This is a genomic window from Streptomyces sp. NPDC093018 (assembly GCF_040684035.1).
Classification (GTDB): domain Bacteria; phylum Actinomycetota; class Actinomycetes; order Streptomycetales; family Streptomycetaceae; genus Streptomyces; species Streptomyces murinus.
The window spans coordinates 440994-462958 of the sequence record NZ_JBFBFF010000004.1 but is presented as its reverse complement, the minus strand read 5'-3'; the positions used below and the strand labels follow the sequence as shown (position 1 = coordinate 462958).

Sequence of the window (21965 nt, the reverse complement as noted above, 5' to 3'; positions counted from 1 at the left end):
GGCCCCGGGCGGCACAGCGAGCGGTGCCGCCCGGGGCCCGGCACCCCGCGGCAGAGGGACGACGATGACGGCGCCCGCGCTGTACCGCAACCAGACCTATGTACGGCTGTGGATCGCGTACACGCTGTCCTCCCTCGGCACCTTCGCCTCCCTGGTCTCCCTCCCCCTGGTCGTCATGGCGTCCTCGGGCGGCCCGCTCGGCGTCGGCCTGATCAGCTTCGCCGGCGCCTCCTGCATGCTGCTCGCGCTGCCCTGGGCGGGCCTGCTGGTCGACCGCGTGGGCTGGCGCCCGGTGATGGTGCGGGCCGACCTGGTCCGGGGCATCGCCTTCGGCGTCCTGACGTACACGGTCGCCACCCACCAGGTCTCCGTCGGGGTCGTCCTCGCCGTCACGGCCGTCAGCGGAGCGCTCGGCGTGCCCTTCGCCTCGGCCACGGCCACCGCGCTGCGGTCGGCGGTCCCCGCCGCGCAGCGGCCCGCGGCCCTGTCGGCCAACCAGAGCCGCACCGCGCTCCTCACCCTGCTCGGCCCGCTGGCCGGCGGCGCGCTCTACGGTGTCTCGCCCGCCCTGCCGTTCGCCGTGGACGCGGTGTCCTTCCTCGTCTCCGCCACGCTCGTGGCGACCCTGCCGGCCACCACCGCCGCCCCGGCGGACCGGCCGGCCGCGCGCTGGACGGACATCACAGCAGGCTGGCGCTTCCTGCGCCGCCACCCCTTCCTGCGGAACATGACGCTCACCGTGCTCGTCGCCGACTTCGGGATCCAGGGCGTCATCGTGGTCCTCGTCGTCACCGCGGCCGCCTCGAAGGACGCCCTGGGCACCGGTCTGATCACCGCCTGCACCGGCGCCGGGAACCTGCTGGGCTCCGCGATCACCCTGCCCGCCGTACGGCGCGCCCGCCCCCGCACCCTGGTCCTCGCCACCACCTGGACCGGGGCGCTCGCCGTGTCCGCGATCGCGGGCACGGACCGGGTGCTGTGCGGCGCCCTGCTCGCCGGCTGCTTCTGCGTGGCCACCCCGGTCATCGGGGTGCTCACCAACAGGACGCTCCTGGACGATGTGCCACCGGAGATCCTCGGCCGGGTCCAGAGCGTCTTCCAGACCGTCCCGCGGCTCGTCGCCTCCACCGGCCCGGTGCTCGCGGGCCTGCTCCTCGGGGTGCTGCCCACCCGCGCCGTGGTGCTGCTGTTCGCGCTGCCGCTGGCGGCCCTCGCCCTGTACGGCACCCTGTCCGCCACTCTCGATCGGAACGACCTTTGAAGACAAGCGAGTTGACGACACGCGAGGTGGAACGCGCCGCGATCCGGGACGCGTTCGACCTCTTCCGCGGCTCCCTGCACCAGCCGCCCGTATCCGACCGTGACTGGTCCCAGCTGTCCGCCTCCTTCGAACCGGGCGCCGTACGGGGCGCGTTCGACGGCTACGGCCGGCTGATCGCCATGCACCAGTCCATGCCCACGGACATCGTCGTACCCGGCGGCGAGCGTGCACCCCTCAGCGTCCAGTTCCGGTTCGGGGTCGGCGCCGGACACACCCGCAGGGGCGTGGGCGGGGCGCTGATGGCGGCCGCGCTGCGGGCCACACCGGAACCGCTCGCCATGGTCCGGCCCAGCGAGGGCGGGATCTACGGCCGGTTCGGCTTCGGCGTCGCGACCCGCTGCCGGGACCTGGTGGTCGACCGCCGCCGGGCCGTCCTCACCGCCGACGTCCCCGCGGGCGGGGACACCCGCCTCGCGGACCCGGCCGACAGTGCCGGGCTGTGCCGCGACGTGTACGACCGGACCCGCGCCCGCCCCGGCGCGATCGGCCGCTGGCCCTGGTACGAGCAGCTGCTGAACCACGAGCTGACGGGCGCCGGCCTGTTCTCCCGGGTCGCGGTGCACACCGGCGCCGACGGTCCCGACGGCACCGCGGGCCCTGACGGCTTCGCCCGCTACAGCGTCCGCGGTACGACCCTCGACGTGGACGAACTGCACTGCCGCACCCCGGAGTCCTGGGCGGGGCTGTGGCGGTTCCTGCTCGGCGTCGAACTGGTCGACGAGATACGGCTGCGGGGGCGCCCGCTGGACGAGCCGGTCGAGTGGCTGTTCACCGACCCCCGGGTCTGCCGGGTCACCGCCGTCCGCGACGAGCTGTGGCTGCGCCCGGTCGACGCCCTCGCGGCCCTGCGCGCCCGCGCGTACGGCGACGGCGACCCGGTGGTGCTCGGCGTCCACGATCCCCTGCTGCCCGCCAATTCCGGCCACTATCTGGTGGGCCCCGCCGAGGTGCGCCGCACCCGCAAGGCCGCCCAGCTCACCTTGTCCGCCGCGTCCCTGGCGTCCCTCTACCTGGGCGGCGTACGCCCCTTGGCGCTGGCGGTGGCCGGGGCCGTGACCGTGCACGACCCCAAGGCCCTCCCCGCGGCCGACCGGCTGTTCCGCGCGGACGGCGAGCCCTGGTGCGGCACGGCTGTGTGACGACCTGTGACGACCCGACGTACGGGCAGGGGCTTCGAAACTTTCGGTCAGATATCCATCTGCCGATGCGTCAGGTTCGCAACTTTCGATCCGGCTCAACAGACGGCAGCGAATGGATCGTCAGAATCATCCCATGACCAGGAGTTATGTTCTCGGAGAAGAAACCCGCCGGACGGAAAGTTTTCGAAACTTCCACCGAAACTGTTGACTCTCGCCGGCCGCCGTCCAGACTGTTCGCCATCGCCGGTGCCCGTCGCCGACGTGTCATGCCCCTGTCATCACGGGCAGGCCCTCCACACCCGCACAAGGAGGAAACACCCATGAGTACGCTGACCCGCGTGCTGCGCCGCAGACGCGGCCTCGTGGCTGCGGTCCAAGGGCTCATCGCCGCCGCGGTGGCGGTCGTGGTCGCCTTCGCGCTGACCGGCCCGGTCCAGGCCGCCACGACCATCACCTCGAACAGCACCGGCACCAACAACGGCTACTTCTACTCCTTCTGGGAGCAGTCCAGCGGCGCCACCATGACCCTGGGCTCGGGCAGCAACTACAGCCTGACCTGGAACACGGCCTCACAGAACGTCGTGGCCGGCACCGGCTGGAACCCGGGCACGACCAACACCGTCTCGTACTCGGGCACATGGAACTGCAACGGCAACTGCTACCTGTCGCTGTACGGCTGGACCACCAACCCGCTGATCGAGTGGTACATCGTCGACAACTACGGCAACTACAACCCGAGTTCGGGCGCGACCAAGCTGGGCTCGGTCAGCAGTGACGGCAGCACGTACGACCTGTACAAGACGACCCGCGTGGACGCGCCGTCCATCGAGGGCACCGCGACATTCGACCAGTACTGGGCGGTCCGCCAGTCGAAGCGCACCGGCGGCACCATCACCGTGTCGAACATCTTCAACGCCTGGAAGGGCCTCGGCCTGAACCTCGGCACCCCGAACTACGAGATCCTGGCCACCGAGGGCTACCAGAGCAGCGGCAGCTCCAACATCACCGTCACCAGCGGTGGCGGCGGCACCACGCCGCCGCCCACCACCCCGCCGCCCACCACTCCCCCGCCGAGCGGCAGCGGCTGCTCCGCGACCTTCACCAACTCCTCGGACTGGGGCTCCGGCTTCACCGGCTCGGTGGCGGTCAAGAACAACGGCTCCTCCAGCATCAACGGCTGGACCGTCAAGCTGACCTTCCCCGGCAACCAGACGGTCAGCAGCCTCTGGAACGGCAGCTACACCCAGTCCGGCAACACGGTCACGGTGAAGAACGCGAGCAACAACGGCTCACTCGCCGCCGGAGCGGCCACCTCCTTCGGCTTCAACGCCAACTACTCGGGCGGCAACGGCGCCCCGACGGCGACCTGCACCACAAGCTGACACGGCGTTCGACGGTGTCGCGCCGCCTGTCGGCGACGGCGTCGAACCCGTCCGGGCCGGCCGCCGCCCCGGCCTCGCCGCGGCGGCGGTCGACCGGTCCTGCGGTCGGCCTGTCCAGCGGTCGGCCCGGACGACGCCACGAACGCGTTCGTTACGATCGCGGTATGACAGCGAGAAGAGAGCCGGCCAGCCGCAGGGAGCGTCCCGCGAAACCCGCGCTGACCCGGCAGGGCATCGTGGACACCGCCGTACGGCTCATGCGTGCCGAAGGGCTGGAGAAGGTCACCATGCGCCGCCTGGCGCAGGAGCTGGACACCGGCCCGGCCTCGCTGTACGTGTACGTGGCCAACACCGCCGAGCTGCACGCTGCCGTACTGGACGCGCTGCTCGGCGAGGTCGACCTGGCGGCCGAGGGCGCCGGGGAGGACTGGCGGGAGCGGCTTCGGGCCGTCCTCGCGTCGTACACCCGTGTCCTGTTCACGCATCCGCAGCTCGCCCGGTCGGCCCTCGTCGCACGGCCCAGCGGCGAGAACTATCTGCGGCTGGTGGAGCGGATCCTGGACCTGCTCTCCCGCAGCGGCGCCGCGCGCGAGCAGGTCGCCTGGGGCGTCGACAAGCTGCTCCAGGACGCCACGGCCGCCGCCGCCGAGCATGCGACACAGGCGCACGACCCGGCGAACGCGGACGACTGGGACGCCCTCGCCCGCGCCCTGCACGCGGTGAGCGGGACGACGCATCCGGCGATCGCGGCGCACATGCCGATGCTGCTCGGCGGCGCGGTGCGGGACCGGATGCGCTGGAGCTTCGACGTGCTGGTCAACGGCATCACATGGACACCGGTCCCGCCCACGACGGACTGAGCGAACGCGACCCCCGCACCTCCCTCGGCCTTCTCCCACCCCCTTCCGAACTTGTTCGTTACGAACACGTTCGTTAAGGTGAAGGCGTTCGTCAGAGACCCCTTGGCCGATTCGGGAGGCCCCCTGTGACACATGACAACCACGTCCCCATCGCGATCATCGGCGCGGGACTCGGCGGTCTGACCACCGCCCGGGTGCTGCGGGTGCACGGGATCGAGGCGACGGTCTTCGAGGCGGAGGCGTCCGCAGCGGCCCGTACCCAGGGCGGCATGCTCGACATCCACGAGGAGAACGGGCAGCGGGCGCTGCGCGCCGCGGGTCTGCACGACGCGTTCCGGGAGCTGATCCACGAGGGCGGCCAGGCGATGCGGCTGGTCGGCCCCGACGGCACGGTGCTGGTGTCCCGGGAGGACGACGGCGAGGGCGGCCGCCCGGAGGTGGACCGCGGTGATCTGCGCGATCTGCTGCTGGACTCGCTGCCGGAGGGCACGATCCGCTGGGGCGCCAAGGTGACCGGGGCGCGGGGGCTGGGCGGGGGCCGGCACGAGGTGGCGTTCGCGGACGGTTCGACCGTCACGACCGATCTGCTGATCGGGGCGGACGGCGCGTGGTCGCGGATCCGGCCGCTGGTGTCGTCCGCGCGGCCCGCGTACACCGGGATCTCCTTCGTGGAGACGGATCTGCTGGACGCCGAGGCCCGTCATCCGCGCAGCGCGGCACTGATCGGCGGCGGGTTCTTCATCAGCCTGGGCGGCGACCGCGGCTTCCTGGCCCACCGGGAGACCGACGGGAGCCTGCACGTCTACACGGCGGTGAAGGCGGACGAGGGCTGGCTCGGCACGATCGACTTCGCCGACACCGCGGCGGCGAAGGCGGCGGTCCTCGCGGGCTTCGAGGGCTGGGACGAGGGCCTGCGGGGGCTGGTCGCGGACGCCGACGGCACGCTCACGCCGCGCCGTATCCACGCCCTGCCCGCCGACCACCGCTGGGACCGGGTCCCGGGGGTGACCCTGCTGGGCGACGCCGCCCACCTGATGTCCCCCTTCGCCGGCGAGGGCGCCAACCTGGCCATGTACGACGGCGCGCTGCTCGCCGAGGCCGTCGCCGCCCACCCGAACGACCCCGAACTCGCCCTGACCGCCTACGAGTCCGCCCTCTTCCCCCGGAGCGAAGCCTCCGCCACCGAGTCCGCGGCCAACCTGGACACGATGTTCAGCGAGAACGGCCTGGCCGAAATGGTCGCCTTCTTCAGCGCCGACCCGACGACTGCGTGACGCCTCTCGGCAGGTTCACATGACGGGAGCCGAGGACCGGGGCCGCACCGCACCGTCCGCGGGCGGCCCCGCTCGCCCCGGTTCTCATCCGACCTTGCGCAACTCCCCGTCCGCGAACACCGCCACCATCACCAGGTCTCCGCCCAGCGCCTCGACGTACCGGCGACGACCTCCGTCCCGGACACCTGCCCACTCTCGATCTGCGAGACCCGCCCCCTGCTCGCGCAGGCCCGGGTCTGGCGGTTGGTGGAGATGAGGCAGGAGCGGGGCTTCACCCAAGAGCGCGGTGCCGTTCCCCCTTTGGTTCGACCTCTGGCAACTGGTCCATTCGTGTGTGCCCCCTTGACCGCCCACATGGGTGCTTTTATGGTCACGCTGATCGAACCGGACGTAGGACGTCGTACCTCTTCCCGCCTCCCCGACCTTGCTGGAGGACCCGTGCGTGACGACGTGATCCGTGATGTGGCGGCTCCGGGCCGGCGGGCCCTGCTCAGAGGGGTCGGGGTGTTCGGGGTGGCCGCCGCGCTGCCCGGCCTCGGCGCCTGCTCCGCGGGGCCGCAGTCCACGAACGACACCGGGAACGGCGGCAGCGGCAAGGACCGGACGCTCACCGCGGTGATCGGGTACGGCAATGACGGCAGCTGGGATCCGACGCAGACGGCGTCGGCGTTCTCCATGGCGGCCAACAACCATGTCTACGAAGGGCTGTTGGACACCGATCCGATCACCCGGGTGCCGTATCCCGCGCTCGGCACCGAGGTGCCGAAGGATCCCGGCGCCACCACCTGGCGGTTCCGGCTGCGGCCCGGTGCCACCTTTCACGACGGGAAACCCGTCACCGCCGACGACGTCGTCTTCGTGTTCGACAGGATCCTCGACCCGAAGACCCAGACCCTCGCCAAAGGGTTCTTCGAGAGCTGGCTGGAGGGAGTCAGGAAGACCGGCAGCGACAGTGTCGAGCTCATGCTCAAGTTCCCTTTCCCCGACGGGCTTTCGCGGCTCACGCTCGCCAAGATCATGCCCAAGCACGTGTTCGGGCGGCCCGGTGCGTGGGACGACGCGATCAAGGGCCTTGCGGTGGGGTCGGGGCCGTACCGGCAGACCGCCCATCACCCGAAGTCCAACACGACGTTCGAGGCGTACGACCGCTACAACGGCCCCCGCAGGCCCGCGTTCAGGAAGATGAACTGGCTGACCATCGTGGACGCCGCCTCCCGCGTCGCCAAGATCTCCGGAACCGACGCGGGCGCGCAGATCGCGGACAACATCCCGTACGCCAACATCGGCAGGCTCGAACAGGGCGGTCTGAAGGTCGCCGGCGGGGCCGGGATGAACAACCTGTTCCTGATGTTCGACACCCAACACAAGCCCTTCGACGACATCCGGGTGCGCCAGGCCCTGCACTACGCCATCGACAAGGAGAAGATGGTCAAGGTCGCGCTCAAGGGGCACGGCAGGGCCGCCTCCTCCTTCCTCGACCAGGGAAACCCCTCGTACCGGCGGGCCAGGACCGTCTACGACCACGACCCGGACAAGGCGAAGGCGCTGCTGAAGGCCGCCGGGGTCACGGGCCTGGACATCAACATCCTCGCCGTCAACGTCAGTTGGATCGTGGACTGCCTGCCGACCATCAAGGCGTCCTGGGACGCGATCGGCGTCCGCACCACCCTGGCACCGCAGGAGACCACCGCCGTCTTCACCAAGATGGACCAGCGGCAGGACTACCAGGTCGTCGCCGCGGCCTCCAACCCGAACCAGTTCGGGCTCGACGCCGACCTGATCATGCACTACAACTACGGGCCCCAGAACCTCTGGATGCGATACACCCGCTGGGCCGACCACCCCGTCGCCAAGCAGCTCTTCAAGGACATGGACCGGGCCACCCGGGAGCCGGACCCCGGGCGCAAGAAGGCGATGGTCCAGGACTACATCGACGTCGTCGCCGAACAGGCCGTGCTCTACCCGGTCGTCCACAACGAGCTGATGACCGCCTGGGACCCGCGCCTGCTCACCGGGATAAGGGCGCAGCCGTACCCCGGGATCAACGTGCTCCAGGCCGCGTGGGTCTGACCGGATGACGGCCGTCGTCCGCGTCCTGCTGCGCCGGATCGCCCTGCTGGTGCCGCTGATGCTGGGGATCGTGCTCTTCGTATTCCTGGTGATGCGGTTCTCGGACGTCGACCCGGCCTCCGCGTTCTTCCAGGGCGCCAACCCGACCCCCCAGCAGCTGCACCGATTCCGGGAGCGCAACGGCCTGTTGGACCCGCTGCCCCTGCGGTACGTCCACTTCGTCGGCGCCCTGCTGCACGGCGACCTCGGCACCAGCGCCCTGACCCGCGCCCCCGTCGCCGAGCAGGTCACCACCGCGCTCCCGCTCACCCTCCAACTGACCTTCCTGGGGCTCGCGTTCGCGGTCGTCCTGGCGCTCGCGGGCGGGGTGACCGCGGCCGTGTACCGGGACCGGTTCCCCGACCAGGCCATCCGGGTCGTCTCGCTGATCGGGGTCGCCGCGCCCGGCTTCTGGCTGGCGCTGCTGATGATCCAGTACCTGGCGGTGGACCGGGGCTGGTTCCCGACCGGCGGCTACATCAACCCGGCCGACTCCGTCACCGGCTGGCTGCGGACCATGGCGCTGCCCGCCGTCGCACTGTCCCTGCCGGTGGCCGCCCAGCTGACCCGGATCGTGCGCACCTCGGTGGTGGAGGAGCTGGACAAGGACTATGTGCGCACCGCGATCGGCGGCGGGCTGCCGCCCTGGGTCGTCGTCGGGCGCAACGTCCTCAGGAACGCCCTGGTCAACCCGCTGACCGTGCTCGGCCTGCGGGTCGGCTATCTGCTGGGCGGTGCCGTCGTGATCGAGACGATCTTCTCGCTGCCGGGGATGGGGAAGCTGATGATCGACGCCGTGCAGAACGGCGATCCCGCGGTGGTCCAGGGCGTCGTCCTGACCACGGCCACCGGGTTCGTCGTCGTCAATCTCGTCATCGACATCCTGTATCTGCTGGTCAACCCCCGGCTGCGGGCGGCCTGATGAGCACCCGCGCCGAACTCGCCGAACGGCTCTGCGGCCCCCGGGTGACACCGCGCGCCCTGCGCCGGCTGCCACCGCTGTCCAAGCTCGCCGTCTGCTTCCTCGCCCTTGTCGTCCTCGTCGCCCTCCTCGCGCCCCTGCTCGCCCCCGACGACCCGCTCGACCAGCAGGACCCGGTGGGCGGCACCGGGCATCCGTCCGCCGCGCACTGGATGGGACAGGACAGCCTCGGCCGGGACATCCTCAGCAGGCTGATGTACGGCGCCCGGTGGTCGCTGGCGATCGGGCTCGGCGCGACCGGGCTCGCCCTGGTCGTCGGGGCGGTCCTCGGCGCGGTCGCGGCGACCTCGCGCAAGGCCGTCGACGAGACGCTGATGCGTTGCCTGGACGTGGTGATGGCGTTCCCGGGGATCGCGCTGGCCGCCGTGCTCGTGGCGGTGTTCGGCGGCGGGATCGGCGTGCTGATCTGCGCCATCGCCTTCCTGTTCACCCCGCCGGTGGCACGCGTCGTACGGGCCAATGTGCTCGATCAGTACGGCGAGGACTACGTCACCGCGGAACGGGTGATCGGCGCCCGCACCCCGCACATCGTGCTCCGCCATGTGGCCGTCAACTGCGCAGCCCCGATCCTGGTGTTCTGCACCGTGCAGGTCGCCGAGGCGATCGTGTTCGAGGCGTCGCTGTCCTTCATCGGGGCGGGGGTGCGGCCCCCGGACCCGTCGTGGGGCAGTGTCATCGCGGACGGCAAGAACATGGTGCTGACCGGGGGTTGGTGGGCGACCGTCTTCCCCGGGCTGCTGATCCTGCTGACCGTGCTCTCGCTGAACATCCTCTCCGAGGGCGTCTCGGACGCGTGGGCCGCTCCGGTGCCCCGGGAGGTCGAGGTCGAGGTCGAGGTCGAGGCGGCCGACGAGCCCGTGGAGCAGGTGGGTTCGGGTGAGGTGCTGAAGCTGCCCGGTCTCGCCGAGGCGGCCCGGGGGCTGCGCTCCCGCGCCCGGCCGCTCCCGGACCGCACCGGGCCGCCGGTGCTCGCCGTGGAGGACCTGGCCATCGGATTCCCCGGCCGGCACCGGAGCGTGGACATCGTCGCCGGGGTCGGCTTCGAGGTGTACCCCGGTGAAGTGCTGGGCCTGGTCGGCGAGTCGGGGTGCGGGAAGTCACTGACCGCGCTGACCGTCATGGGGCTGCAGCCGCCCGGCGCCCGGGTGCGCGGCCGGATCTGCTTCCGGCAGCGCGACCTGCTCGCCGAACCCGCCCGCGTCCGGCGGAAGTTGCTGGGCCATGAGATGGCGATGGTCTACCAGGACGCGCTGTCCTCCCTGAACCCGGCGATGACCGTCCGTGCCCAGCTGGGGCAGCTGGTACGACGCGGCGGGCGCCGGAGCCCGGCCGAACTGCTGGGCCTCGTCGGCCTCGATCCCGAGCGCACCCTGCGCAGCTATCCGCACGAGCTGTCCGGCGGGCAGCGGCAGCGGGTGCTGATCGCCATGGCGCTGTCCCGCGATCCGAGCCTGATCATCGCCGACGAGCCGACGACCGCGCTGGACGTCACCGTGCAGGCCCAGGTGATGGAGCTGCTGCTGCGGCTGCGCGCGGAGCTGGGCTTCGCGCTCGTCCTGGTCTCGCACGATCTGGCGCTGGTCGCGGATGTCACCGACCGGGTGGTGGTGATGTACGGCGGGCAGATCGTGGAGAGCGCGGTGACCGCCGAGCTGGTGGCGGCCCCGGCCCACCACTACTCGCGCGGGCTGCTCGGCAGCGTGCTCTCGCTGGAGTCCGCCGCGGCCCGGCTGACCCAGATCCGGGGCGTCGTGCCGGCCCCCGCCGACTTCCCGCCGGGCTGCCGCTTCGCCGGCCGCTGCCCACGGGCGACCGAGGTGTGCCGCGCGCAGGCTCCGCTCCTCACGGGCCCCACGACCCACACGGTCGCCTGCCATCACCCGGCCCCGGCCGCCGGCGAGGAGACCGTCCGGTGACCGTCGTACCGGAAAGCGACCATCCAGTGAACCCCCCGACGGAAACCACACCCCGCGGCAACGCCGCCGGTCACGCACCGCAAGCCCGCTCCCACCGCACCGGGCACACCCGCCCACCGACAAAACACACCCCGCACACACACCGGCCCACACCCACCCCACCCGACACACGGCCACCCACCAACACCCCACCCCGGCCCACAGCGAGGGAGCCGTCCGGTGACCGTCGTACCGGAAAGCGACCATCCAGTGAACCCCCCGACAGAAACCACACCCCCGTGGCAACGCCGCCGGTCACGCACCGCAAGCCTGCTCCCACCGGACCAAGCACACCCGCCCACCGACAAAACACACCCCGCACACACACCGGCCCACACCCACCCCACCCGACACACGGCCACCCACCAACACCCCACCCCGGCCCACAGCGAGGAGGCCGTTCAGTGAGCGTCGTACCGGAGAGGGACCGGCCGGTGAACCCCCTGGCGGAAACCCCCCTCGTGGAGGTGCGGGGGGCGCACGTGGTGCACAAGGCGCGTACCGGGGGGCTGTTCGCCCGGGACCGGGTGTACGCGCTGACCGGCGCCGATCTCGCGGTGGCGGCCGGTGAGACGGTGGGGGTCGTCGGCGAGTCGGGGTGCGGGAAGTCGACGCTGGCGAAGGTGCTGGTCGGGGTGGAGCGGCCGGTCGCGGGGACGGTGGCGTTCCGGGGGCGGGACCTGTGGGCGATGCCGGGCCCCGAGCGGCGGGCCGCGGTCGGCGCGGGCACCGGCATGGTCTTCCAGGACCCCGCGACCGCCCTGAACCGGCGGCTCACCGTCCGCCGTATCCTGCGCGATCCGCTGGATGTGCACGAGCGCGGCAGCCGGAAGCAACGGGAGGCGCGGGTAAGGGAGTTGATGGGCCTGGTCGGGCTGCCCCGGGGGCTCGCGGAGGCGCTGCCCGGGCAGTTGTCCGGCGGGCAGCGGCAGCGCGTCGCCATCGCCCGCGCGCTCGCCCTGGACCCGGCGCTGGTCGTCGCCGACGAACCGACCAGCGCGCTGGACGTGTCGGTGCGCGCGCAGATCCTCAATCTGCTGCTCGATCTGAAGGACCGGCTCGGGCTCGCGCTGGTGTTCGTCTCGCACGACATCCAGACGGTACGGCGGATGAGCGACCGGGTGGTCACCATGTACCTGGGGCGGATCGTGGAGGAGACCCCGGCGGACCGGGTGACCGACCGGGCCCGGCACCCGTACACCCGCGCCCTGTTCTCGGCCACCCCCGGGCTGCTGCACCCCATCGAGCCGATCCCGCTGGCCGGCCCGGTGCCGTCGGCGACCCGCCCGCCGAGCGGCTGCCCCTTCCGCACCCGGTGCTGGAAAGCGGACGCGGTGTGCGCACAGGTGATGCCGGACTTCTCGGCCGCGTCGCACCCGGCACATCGCTACCGCTGTCACCATCCTGTGGAGGAGGACCTGTCGACCCGCGACCTCACCCGCAGGAGCCGTGAATGACCTTCCCCGCCCCGCTCACCGGAGTCGTCCCGCCCGTCTGCACGCCCCTGACGCCCGAGCGCGAGGTCGATGTGCCCTCGCTGCTGCGGCTGGTGGACCATCTCGTGGGCGCGGGGGTGCACGGACTGTTCGTGCTCGGCTCGACCTCGGAGGCGGCCTTCCTCACGGATGCCCAGCGGCGCCGGGTGGTGGAGGCGGTCGCGGGGCATGTCGGCGGCCAACTGCCGGTGCTGGCCGGGGTGATCGACATGACGACGCCGAGGGTCCTGGACCATGTCCGGGCGGTCACGGCGGCGGGCGCGGAGGCGGTCGTGGTCACCGCGCCGTTCTACGCCCGCACCCACCCCTCGGAGATCGTCCACCACTACCGCGGGATCGCGGCCCTGAGCCCGGTGCCGGTGATCGCCTACGACATCCCGGTCGCCGTGCACACCAAGCTGCCCCCCGAGCTGGTGCTGGGGCTCGCCGGGGACGGGGTGCTGGCCGGGGTGAAGGACTCCAGCGGGGATCTGGCGGCCTTCCGCGAGCTGGTCACCGGGGCCCGCGCCCACCCCGGTTTCGCCGTGCTGACCGGCTCCGAGCTGATCGCCGACGCCGCGCTCGCGCTGGGCGCGGACGGGGCGGTGCCGGGACTGGCCAACGTCGATCCGCACGGGTACGTACGGCTCTACCGGCAGTGCCGGGCGGGCGACTGGGAGGGGGCGCGGGCCGAACAGGACCGGCTGTGCGCGCTGTTCGGGCTGACCGGGGCGGGTGATCCGGCGCGGATGGGCGGCAGCTCCTCGGCGCTGGGCGCGTTCAAGGCGGCCCTGCATCTGCGGGGCGTGATCGACTGCCCGGTCACCGCGGAGCCGCAGGTGCCGCTGTCGGGCGAGGAGACGGAGAAGGTCGCCAAGTTCCTCGCCTCGGCGGGGCTGTTGTAGCCGGCTCGCGCCGGGGATCCGTCCGGCGCGGACCCACTTCCGCCCGCTCCGGCTCGGTCCGGTTCGGATCCGCACCCGCCCGCTCCGGCTCGGTCCCCCGTCCGCCCGGTCCGGCTCAGTCCGGTTCCGGGCCTCCGGTGACGCGGGTCTCCGCCCAGCTGAGCAGCTCCGGTTCGTGCAGCGTCGGCAGCCACAGGTCGGCCCGCTTCGCGCCGTCCCCGGCGGGGCGGGGGCCGACCCCGAGCACCCGCAGTCCGGCGCGGTGGGCGGACTCCACCCCGGTCAGGGAGTCCTCGACGGCGAGCGCCTTGAGCGGGGGCACACCGCACAGCCGGGCCGCCAGCAGGTACACGTCGGGCCAGGGCTTGGGCCGTACGGAGTCCCCGGTCTCGGGGACGACGATGTGCTGGAAGTGCGTGCGCAGCCCGGCCCGTTCGAGGCTGCCCTCGACCACCACCATCGGGCAGTTGCTGGCCACCGCCAGCGGCAGCCGCCCGGACAGGGTCCGTACGAGCTGGACGGCGCCCGGCATGGTGACCGGGTCGTCGGTGACCAGCTCCAGGAAGTGGTCGAGGAGCGCTCCGGTGAGGCCGGCCGCCAGCTCGGGTTTGTGCACCGAGTCCGCCATCAGGCGGCCGCACTCCTCGTAGTGCATGCCCTTGGCCTGCTCGGCGAACCCGGGCGGCGCCTGGAGGCCGAATTCCCGGAAGGCCAGGGTGCGGGCCTCCACCCAGTGGCGTTCGCTGTCCATCAGGGTGCCGTCGCAGTCGAAGACGACGGCCTCGGGCGACCAGTCGAGCAGAGGGCGGACATGAGGGGTCACAATGGCCTCCTAGGGTGGCAGGGACAGGGGGTGGCGTGCGGCGCACGCGGCTTTGAAATGCGTCATTCCCGACGTTCCACAGGAAACGGAAAGATAGCGATGACTACGATATTTTCGCGGCGGCAAATCAGGCAATAACCCCATGGAGGGACTGGACCGCAGCGCTGTCCGGGTGTATGGGACAGAGAGAACACGCCCCTTACCACCCGCTCGCGTTCCCCCTTCGAAAGAAATATGTAATTACCGCGCGAGTGTGATCCCTGGTTGCTCCCGGCGTACGCGGGCGCACTACATTCTTGGCCGTCGGAAATGCCGAGCGAGGGCAGGCGGAACGTTGCAGGAACGGGCCAGGACAACCCGCAGATCACTTCTGGAAGCGGCCGCCCAGCTCTTCGCCGAACAGGGATACGCGGGCACGAGCGTCAACGACATAAGCGCCCGGTCCGGCCGGACCAGCGGCGCCGTCTACTTCCACTACGCCAGCAAGGAGGGCATCGCCCTCGCCGTCGTCCAGGACCGCTTCGCCACCTGGCCCCAGCTCACCGCGCGCTACGCGGACGCGGCCGTCCCCCCGGTCCAGCGGCTCGTGGCCCTCAGCTACGACATCGCCCGCGCCCTCGCCGAGGATCCGCTGACGCGCGCGGGCGCACGCCTGTGGGCCGAGCGCGCCACCATCGACGCCCCCCTGCCCGACCCCTTCGCGCTGTGGACCGCCGCCGCGACCCGGCTGCTCGCCGAGGCCCGCAACGCCGGTGACCTGGCGAAACACGTACGCCCCGCGCCCACCGCCCGGACCCTGGTGCGCGCCTTCTTCGGGCTGTGCTCGCTCACCGAGGCGCTGGAGGGCGCGGCCACCGTCGCCGACCGGCTCACCGACTGGTGGCAGCTGACCCTGCCCTCGCTCGGTGCCGCCCCGGGGGTTCACCCGCGGGACGGCGCCCCGGCGGGTGAGTGAGCGCCGATCCCGGTGAGCCGGCGGAAGGACAGGCCGTCGTAGGAACCCGTCTCGTACAGCACCCCCACCGCGCCGGTGCCGAGCTGGACCAGGTCGGAGTAGGCGGCCGGGCCGTCGTCCAGGGTGGTCAGGCGGGAGAAGCTGCGGCCGGCGTCGGTGCTCGACCACACGGCCATGGCGCGCCGGGCGGTCGGCACGGAGGGCGCGGAGAACAGCAACGGGGCGTGGGCGCCCTGGAGTTGGAGCACGCTGCCCTGGACCACCGGGACGTCCTTGAGGGTGTCCTGGGCGGCGTAGGGGCGGTCGAGGGTGGCGCCGCCGTCGGAGGAGTAGGTGTCGACGCGGTTGCCCGGGGCGCTGCCGTACTGGTCGCGGGCGCTGAAGTAGACCCGTCCGTCGGGGAGTTGGGTGGCGCTGGTCTCGTTGACATTGACGACGCCGCTGGGCCCGGTGGCGGTGAAGCCGAGGTGCCAGGTGCGGCCGCCGTCGTCGCTGTAGAGGGCGTGGCCGGCGTAGTGACGGGACTCGCGGCCGGTGTCCTTGGAGCCCTTGGGCGGGGCGGTGGAGTGGTTGGCGGGGACCAGGATGCGCCCGGCGTGCGGGCCCCGGGTGAGGGCGACGGCATGGCCGGGACCGGTGGCGTACCAGCGCCAGTCGGGCCGCTTCACCTCGACGGTGATGTCCTGGGGCGCGGTGAAGGTACGGCCGTCGTCCGAGCTGCGCTGCACATAGACGCGGCGGCCCCGGGCGGCCGTGACCTGGCCCCGCATGATCTGGTCCTCGGTCACATCCCCCGCGTTTCCGCAGGTCACGAGGATGATGGTGCCGGTGCGGGGGTCGACGGCGGGGGCCGGGTTGCCCCGGGTGTTCCCGTCGCCCGCGGCCACCACGGTCAGCGGGCCCCAGGTGCAGCCGCCGTCGGTGGAGCGGCGCACCACCACGTCGATGTCCCCGCTGTCGCCGGAGCCGTGGCGGCGGCCCTCGGCGAAGGCGAGCACGGTGCCGCGCAGGGTGCGGACCACGGCGGGGATGCGGTAGGCGGCGTACCCGCCCTGCCCGGAGACGTACGGCCGTGAGGAGGCGCAGCCCGGCGCGGAGCCGAGCGGTCGCGCGGCGGCGGGCAGCGGGGCCGTCGCGAGGGCGGCGAGGAGGGTGAGGCTGGTGAGTACGGTGCGTCGCAGCGGAGTCACGCCGTGATGCTGCCCCGATACGGGCGGACGCCACTACTCCGTTCGAGTTAATCAGCGGGAGCCGACAAGACGGCCGCCGGGGAGGGCGGGACGGGGTGCGGACGGCCGTCGGGATCAGGGCAGGGCGCGGGCGGCCGTCGGGGTCAGGACGGGGTGCGGGCGGCCGCCAGGAGTCTGGTCACGTCCTCGGCCGGGAGCGTCAGGGCCGCGCCGACCGTGGTCAGGGCGTCGCGTTCGGCGGGGGTGTAGGGGCCGTCGGCGAGGGCGATGTGGGCGCCCTGGAGGAGCAGGGCCTCGCGCCCGGCCGGGGCGAGGTGCGGGGCGAGCGGGTCCAGCGCCTCGTGCAGCTCTATCGTCAGGCTGGCCCCGCAGGGCTCGCCCAGGACCCGCCCGGTGTCGGCGGCCAGGGCGTCGACCAGGGCGGCGAGTTGCTCCTCGGTACAGTCCTCGACGCCGCCCGCGCGGACCGCGGCGCAGGCCGTCTCCAGGGGTGCTCGGGAGCCGGTGCCGCCCGCGGCGAGGACGGCGAGGGCGACGGTGTGCACGCCGTCGCGGAGCATCGCGGAGAAGCGGCGGGTGGTGGGGTGGTCCAGGACGTCGGTGCCGTAGTGGTGGCCGCAGGCGGCGCACTCCACGACCGGCCCGGTGGTGCCGCGCGGCAGCACCGGCACCCCGAGCAGGGTGAGCCGGCGGCGGCCGGTGAGCCGCTGGTAGTTGCGGTCGCCCCCGCAGCCCGGGCAGTAGAACTCGCCGTCGCCGACGGGTGTCCACGCGGTGCGCGTGCCCAGGACGCACAGGGCCCTGGTGGCACGGTCGTCTCGTCCCCTTACCGGCAGCACGTCGCACCTCCCTAGAGCACGGCACCATCGCCGCGCTGGCGTGATGTTAGCCACATCACGGAGGCTGAGTCAGTACCCCGGACGAGACCGATCTGTGACCTGTCCGGCCCTATGGCCGAGAAGCGACGAGGCTCCGACCGCCGTATGCGGCGGCCGGAGCCTCGAAACCCCCGGTGGGGGTGGGTCAGCGGGTGGCGCGGTTGACGGCGGAGACGACCGCCTTCAGCGAGGCACGCGTCGTGTTCGCGTCGATGCCGATGCCCCACAGGACCTGGCCGTCGATCGCGCACTCGATGTACGAGGCGGCCTGCGCGGAGGCGCCCTCGCTCATCGTGTGCTCCTGGTAGTCCAGCAGGCGCACATCGATGCCGACGGCCTGGAGGGCGTCGAAGAAGGCCGAGATCGGACCGTTGCCGGAGCCGGTCAGCACGCGGTCCTCGCCGTCCACGGTGGCCTCGACGGTCAGCGTGTCCACGCCGTCGTTGTCCGTGGTCGACTGGCCGTTCCTGACCTGGATGCGGCCCCACGGGTTGGCGGAGTTGGGCAGGTACTCGTCCTGGAAGGCCGCCCAGATGTCCTTCGGGGTGATCTCGCCGCCCTCGGCGTCCGTCCTGGCCTGGATGATCTTCGAGAACTCGATCTGCATCCGGCGCGGCAGGTCCAGCTTGTGGTCGTTCTTCAGGACGTACGAGATGCCGCCCTTGCCGGACTGCGAGTTGACGCGGATGACGGCCTCGTAGGAGCGTCCGACGTCCTTGGGGTCGATGGGCAGGTACGGCACCGCCCACTCCAGGTCGTCGACCGTGACGCCCTTGGCCCGCGCGTCGGCCTCCATCGCGTCGAAGCCCTTCTTGATGGCGTCCTGGTGGGAGCCGGAGAAGGACGTGTAGACCAGGTCGCCCACGTACGGGTGGCGCGGGTGGACCTCCATCTGGTTGCAGTACTCCCACGTACGACGGATCTCGTCGATGTCGGAGAAGTCGATCTGCGGGTCGACGCCCTGGGAGAACAGGTTCATGCCCAGGGTGACCAGGTCGACGTTGCCGGTGCGCTCGCCCTGGCCGAACAGGCAGCCCTCGACGCGGTCGGCGCCGGCCATCACGGCCAGCTCGGCCGCCGCCACCGCCGTACCGCGGTCGTTGTGCGGGTGCACGGACAGGCATACGTGCTCGCGGCGGGACAGGTTGCGGTGCATCCACTCGAAGCGGTCCGCGTGCGTGGAGGGCGCCGAACGCTCCACCGTGGCGGGCAGGTTGAGGATGATCTCGCGGCCCGGGCCCGGCTGGTAGACGTCCATGACCGCCTCGCAGACCTCCAGGGCGAAGTCCAGCTCGGTGTCCGTGAAGATCTCCGGCGAGTACTGGTAGCCGAACTCGGTCTCCGGGCCCAGCAGCTTCTCCGCGTACTCCATCACCAGGCGGGTGCCGTCGACGGCGATCTGCTTGATGTCGTCCCTGGAGCCGCGGAAGACGACCCGGCGGAAGACCGGGGCGGTGGCGTTGTACAGGTGGACGGTGGCGCGGCGGGCGCCCTTGAGGGACTCCACGGTCCGCTCGATCAGGTCCTCGCGGGCCTGGGTCAGGACGGAGATCGTCACGTCCTCGGGGATCGCGCCCTCTTCCTCGATGATCGAGCGCACGAAGTCGAAGTCGGTCTGGCCGGAGGCGGGGAAGCCGACCTCGATCTCCTTGTAGCCCATCTTGACCAGCTGGTCGAACATCCGGCGCTTGCGCTCGGGCGACATCGGGTCGATCAGGGCCTGGTTGCCGTCGCGCAGGTCGGTGGAGAGCCAGCGGGGGGCTGCCGTGATCCGCATCCCCGGCCAGGTGCGGTCCGGGATGTCCACCTGCTCGTAGCGGCCGTACTTGTGGATCGGCATGGAACTGGGCTGCTGGCGGTTGGCCATGGTGCGTGGCTCCTCAAGGGGGTCCGGATGTCCGAGTGGACGGCCGACGACGCAACGCCAAGCTCCGCGGGGAGGGAGTCGGCCTCGACTACAGACCCTCGCCGCGGCAGCTAAGAAGAAGCAGCACGAAACGCATGATGCAGCGCAGCCTAGCCGAGCGGTTCAGGATGTGGGGACGCGGTCCAGTATGCGGGACCGGTAGGACAAATAGGGCAATAAGTGCGGCAGGCCACAGGAATGCCGCACAGTCGACCCACAGGGGGCGCATTGACGTACCACAGCGTCACGCTCCGTCGCGCCCCCTGTCCCGGTATTTCACCAATCATGGTTGCGAGTAGTGACTTTGACGTCACTCAGTGCGATGGTCGATGACATGACGACGAGGAACGGGGCCCTCGAGCCCGTCTTCTGCACCATCGTGCCGCCGCACGTCCTCGACCAGCTCTCCCGGGCCGGGGACCCCGATGTGTCGGCTCCCGCCCGCCGCTCCCTGGAACACGACGCCTACCAGCGCACCCGCCGCCGGCTGACCACGGTGATCGGCGCGACCGCCGCCGCGCCGCCCGAGGGTGCCGCCGCCGACCAGCCGCACCGCACCATCTACGACACCCACCACTCCCAGGACCTGCCCGGCGACAAGGTCCGCGAGGAGGGCTCGAAGGCGGGCTCGGACGCCTCCGTCAACCGCGCCTACGCCGGTCTCGGCGCCACCTTCGACCTGTATCTGAAGGTCTACGGCCGCCACTCCATCGACGGCAGCGGGCTCCCGCTCGACGCCACCGTGCACTTCGGGGAGGGCTACGACAACGCCTTCTGGAACGGCGAGCAGATGGTGTTCGGCGACGGCGACGGAAAGGTCTTCCTCGACTTCACCATCCCCGTCGACGTCATCGGCCACGAGCTGACCCACGGCGTCACCCAGCACACCGCCAACCTGGAGTACTTCGGCCAGTCCGGTGCGCTGAACGAATCGGTGTCCGATGTCTTCGGCTCGCTGATCAAGCAGTACGCGCTGGGCCAGACCGCCGCCGACGCCGACTGGCTGATCGGCGCGGGACTCCTCGCCCCGGGCGTGCACGGCACCGCGCTGCGCTCGATGAAGGCCCCGGGCACGGCGTACGACGACCCGAACCTCGGCAAGGACCCGCAGCCCGCGACCATGGAGCACTATGTGCGCACCGGCCGCGACAACGGCGGGGTGCACATCAACTCCGGCATCCCCAACCACGCCTTCTACCTCGCCGCCAAGGCCCTCGGCGGCCATGCCTGGGAGAAGGCGGGACAGGTCTGGTACGACGCGCTGACCGGCGGCGATCTCAAGTCGGACGCGCAGTTCGCCGACTTCGCCACGCTCACCGCGAAGGCCGCCCGCGAGCGGTTCGGCGCCGATGAGCTGGAGGCCGTGCAGAAGGCGTGGGAACAGGTCGGGGTGCATACGCGGTAGTACGCGTCCGGTAGTCCGCCCACGGGACCGCCCGCGCTGCGACACTGGACCCATGCGGATTCAGGTGAGGCGCACGGGCGGTTTCGCGGGTATCGAGCGCCGGGCCGAGGTGGACACCTCGACCCGGCCCGACGCCGGGGAGTGGCAGGCACTGGCCGGACGCGCCCTCGCGTCCGGCCTGGCCACCCCGCCGGCCGGGGTACCGGACGGCTTCAGCTACGAGATCTCGGTGGACGGCCGCACGGTGTACGCGGCCGACCCCCGACTGACCGAGGACCAGCGGGAGTTGGTCTCCCGGGTGCTCAAGGAGGGCGCTTAGCCGGGGCCCTCGGCTCAGCAGTAGCCCTTCTGGAGGAAGCCGCGCTGGTTCGGGTTGCCGAGGTCCAGCGGGATGTCGACATGGCTCGGCAGCTCCCCGAAGGACGCGTTCGGCAGCACGAACTCCCGGCCGGTGTACCGCTGTCGTACGGTCTGTGCGGCGGCGGACTTGCACACGAACGGGTTGGCGTACGTGTTGTAGCCGAGGCCCACGCCGGTGTTGAGGAACCCGGCGTCCTGGCACTGGTACAGCACCCCGCGCAGGGCGGCGGCGTTGCGCGGTCCGGTGTAGCCGGACTGGAAGTTGGCGAAGCAGGCCAGTGAGGACGCGCCGTCGTAGGGGGAGGGTCCCGCGGCGGCCAGCGCGTCCAGGAAGTCGCGGCTGCACCCGATCGCCGCGGAGGGCGCCGCCCCCTTGAGCAGTTGGCCGCGCTTGCACCCGGTCACGTCCTGGAAGGCGCCGACGACGTCCTCGCCCTTGCCGAGGCGTGAGTAGGCGAGCACGAGGTCGCGCTGGGCTGCGAGCGGGTAGGCGTCCGTGTGGCCGAACTTCTCGTCCAGCAGCCGGAACCAGGTCTCGAACGCCGGGACCTGGGCGCGGGCCCCGGACGGCAGGGTGTAGACGGCGAGATCGGTCGGGGTGTCCCAGCTGTCGAGCCCGGGGTAGCCGACGAAGGACAGGACGCCGATGCCGGTCTTCGGGGGCTGGTCGCCGTACCGGCTGCGCAGCTGGAGGTAGCGCTCCAGGTTGGTGTTCGAGCCCGCCCACGCGTACCAGAAGCCGCTCGGGTAGAGGGTGGTGTCGCCCCGGGTGTGGGTGGTGCCGAACAGGGACGGGGACACGCAGCGCACCTGGCGGGCGTCCCAGGCGGCCTTGTACTCGGCCGGAGTGGAGATGCAGTCGGTGGACGCCGGGTCGCGGCGGGTGTCGGCGAGCGCGCCGGGCACGCCGCCCAGCAGGACGAACAGACATGCCGCGAGCACGGTGAGCAGCCGGGTGCGCGGCCTGGTGATCAGCTGATGGACTGTCATACGGTTCAGTTTCGGAACTATCGGGCGGTGAATGCCAGTCGATTGGGCCATGCGGC

18 protein-coding genes are annotated in these 21965 nt (G+C 71.8%); 13 read left to right on the top strand and 5 right to left on the bottom strand.

Annotated elements, in window-relative coordinates:
• Window positions 1-64: 64 nt before the first annotated feature.
• The 10 genes from AB0N90_RS12680 (at window position 65) to AB0N90_RS12635 (ending at window position 13402) form a co-directional block, all read left to right on the top strand.
• A complete protein-coding gene (locus tag AB0N90_RS12680; RefSeq protein ID WP_365195525.1) occupies window positions 65-1261 on the top strand; it encodes an MFS transporter in 1197 nt (398 codons plus the stop codon).
• A gap of 11 nt (window positions 1262-1272) precedes the next feature.
• A complete protein-coding gene (locus AB0N90_RS12675; RefSeq protein ID WP_365195522.1) occupies window positions 1273-2460 on the top strand; it encodes a GNAT family N-acetyltransferase in 1188 nt (395 codons plus the stop codon).
• A 320-nt stretch (window positions 2461-2780) separates the two neighbouring features.
• Window positions 2781-3842 (top strand): glycoside hydrolase family 11 protein, encoded by a 1062-nt coding sequence (locus tag AB0N90_RS12670; RefSeq protein ID WP_365195519.1) that lies wholly within the window; start codon window positions 2781-2783, stop codon window positions 3840-3842.
• Between the two features lie 164 nt (window positions 3843-4006).
• Window positions 4007-4702: a TetR/AcrR family transcriptional regulator C-terminal domain-containing protein gene (locus AB0N90_RS12665; RefSeq protein WP_365195516.1), complete on the top strand. Its 696-nt coding sequence runs from the start codon at window positions 4007-4009 to the stop codon at window positions 4700-4702.
• Window positions 4703-4827: 125 nt separating this feature from the next.
• Window positions 4828-5976 (top strand): NAD(P)/FAD-dependent oxidoreductase, encoded by a 1149-nt coding sequence (locus tag AB0N90_RS12660; RefSeq protein ID WP_365195513.1) that lies wholly within the window; start codon window positions 4828-4830, stop codon window positions 5974-5976.
• A 438-nt stretch (window positions 5977-6414) separates the two neighbouring features.
• Window positions 6415-8046: an ABC transporter substrate-binding protein gene (locus tag AB0N90_RS12655; protein WP_365195511.1), complete on the top strand. Its 1632-nt coding sequence runs from the start codon at window positions 6415-6417 to the stop codon at window positions 8044-8046.
• A 4-nt stretch (window positions 8047-8050) separates the two neighbouring features.
• Complete coding sequence (locus AB0N90_RS12650; RefSeq protein WP_365195508.1) at window positions 8051-9007, top strand: ABC transporter permease; 957 nt, start codon at window positions 8051-8053, stop codon at window positions 9005-9007.
• Complete coding sequence (locus AB0N90_RS12645; RefSeq protein WP_365195505.1) at window positions 9007-10983, top strand: dipeptide/oligopeptide/nickel ABC transporter permease/ATP-binding protein; 1977 nt, start codon at window positions 9007-9009, stop codon at window positions 10981-10983. The genes AB0N90_RS12650 and AB0N90_RS12645 overlap by 1 nt, the downstream gene beginning before the upstream one ends.
• Window positions 10984-11426: 443 nt before the next feature.
• The gene (locus tag AB0N90_RS12640; RefSeq protein ID WP_365195503.1) at window positions 11427-12479 is read left to right on the top strand and encodes an ABC transporter ATP-binding protein; all 1053 of its coding nucleotides are present in this window, start codon (window positions 11427-11429) and stop codon (window positions 12477-12479) included.
• Complete coding sequence (locus AB0N90_RS12635; protein WP_365195500.1) at window positions 12476-13402, top strand: dihydrodipicolinate synthase family protein; 927 nt, start codon at window positions 12476-12478, stop codon at window positions 13400-13402. The genes AB0N90_RS12640 and AB0N90_RS12635 overlap by 4 nt, the downstream gene beginning before the upstream one ends.
• Window positions 13403-13517: 115 nt before the next feature.
• Here the strand turns inward: AB0N90_RS12635 and AB0N90_RS12630 are convergent, their stop codons facing one another.
• Window positions 13518-14225 (bottom strand): HAD family phosphatase, encoded by a 708-nt coding sequence (locus AB0N90_RS12630; RefSeq protein ID WP_361667947.1) that lies wholly within the window; start codon window positions 14223-14225, stop codon window positions 13518-13520.
• A 334-nt stretch (window positions 14226-14559) separates the two neighbouring features.
• On the opposite strand from AB0N90_RS12630, the gene AB0N90_RS12625 reads away from it, so the two are divergent.
• Entirely contained in the window at window positions 14560-15180 is a 621-nt protein-coding gene (locus tag AB0N90_RS12625; RefSeq protein ID WP_361667950.1) for a ScbR family autoregulator-binding transcription factor, read from the top strand.
• On the opposite strand, the gene AB0N90_RS12620 is transcribed toward AB0N90_RS12625, so the two are convergent.
• The 3 genes from AB0N90_RS12620 to leuA all read right to left on the bottom strand — a co-directional run bounded on the left by AB0N90_RS12620 (window position 15147) and on the right by leuA (window position 19115).
• The gene (locus tag AB0N90_RS12620; protein ID WP_365195496.1) at window positions 15147-16370 is read right to left on the bottom strand and encodes a sialidase family protein; all 1224 of its coding nucleotides are present in this window, start codon (window positions 16368-16370) and stop codon (window positions 15147-15149) included. The two genes, AB0N90_RS12625 and AB0N90_RS12620, sit on opposite strands and share 34 nt — an antisense overlap.
• Window positions 16371-16513: 143 nt before the next feature.
• Window positions 16514-17209, bottom strand: coding sequence for a TerB family tellurite resistance protein (locus AB0N90_RS12615; protein ID WP_232984759.1), 696 nt, complete (start codon window positions 17207-17209; stop codon window positions 16514-16516).
• Between the two features lie 184 nt (window positions 17210-17393).
• Window positions 17394-19115 (bottom strand): 2-isopropylmalate synthase, encoded by a 1722-nt coding sequence (gene leuA / locus AB0N90_RS12610; protein ID WP_365195493.1) that lies wholly within the window; start codon window positions 19113-19115, stop codon window positions 17394-17396.
• 373 nt (window positions 19116-19488) lie between these two features.
• Between leuA and AB0N90_RS12605 the strand changes: the two genes are divergently transcribed.
• Window positions 19489-20559 (top strand): M4 family metallopeptidase, encoded by a 1071-nt coding sequence (locus tag AB0N90_RS12605; RefSeq protein WP_365195490.1) that lies wholly within the window; start codon window positions 19489-19491, stop codon window positions 20557-20559.
• Window positions 20560-20611: 52 nt separating this feature from the next.
• On the top strand, window positions 20612-20878 hold the full coding sequence (locus tag AB0N90_RS12600) for a protealysin inhibitor emfourin (protein ID WP_365195487.1): 267 nt from the start codon (window positions 20612-20614) through the stop codon (window positions 20876-20878).
• A 14-nt stretch (window positions 20879-20892) separates the two neighbouring features.
• Here the strand turns inward: AB0N90_RS12600 and AB0N90_RS12595 are convergent, their stop codons facing one another.
• A complete protein-coding gene (locus AB0N90_RS12595) occupies window positions 20893-21909 on the bottom strand; it encodes a hypothetical protein (RefSeq protein WP_365195485.1) in 1017 nt (338 codons plus the stop codon).
• Window positions 21910-21965: the final 56 nt, after the last annotated feature.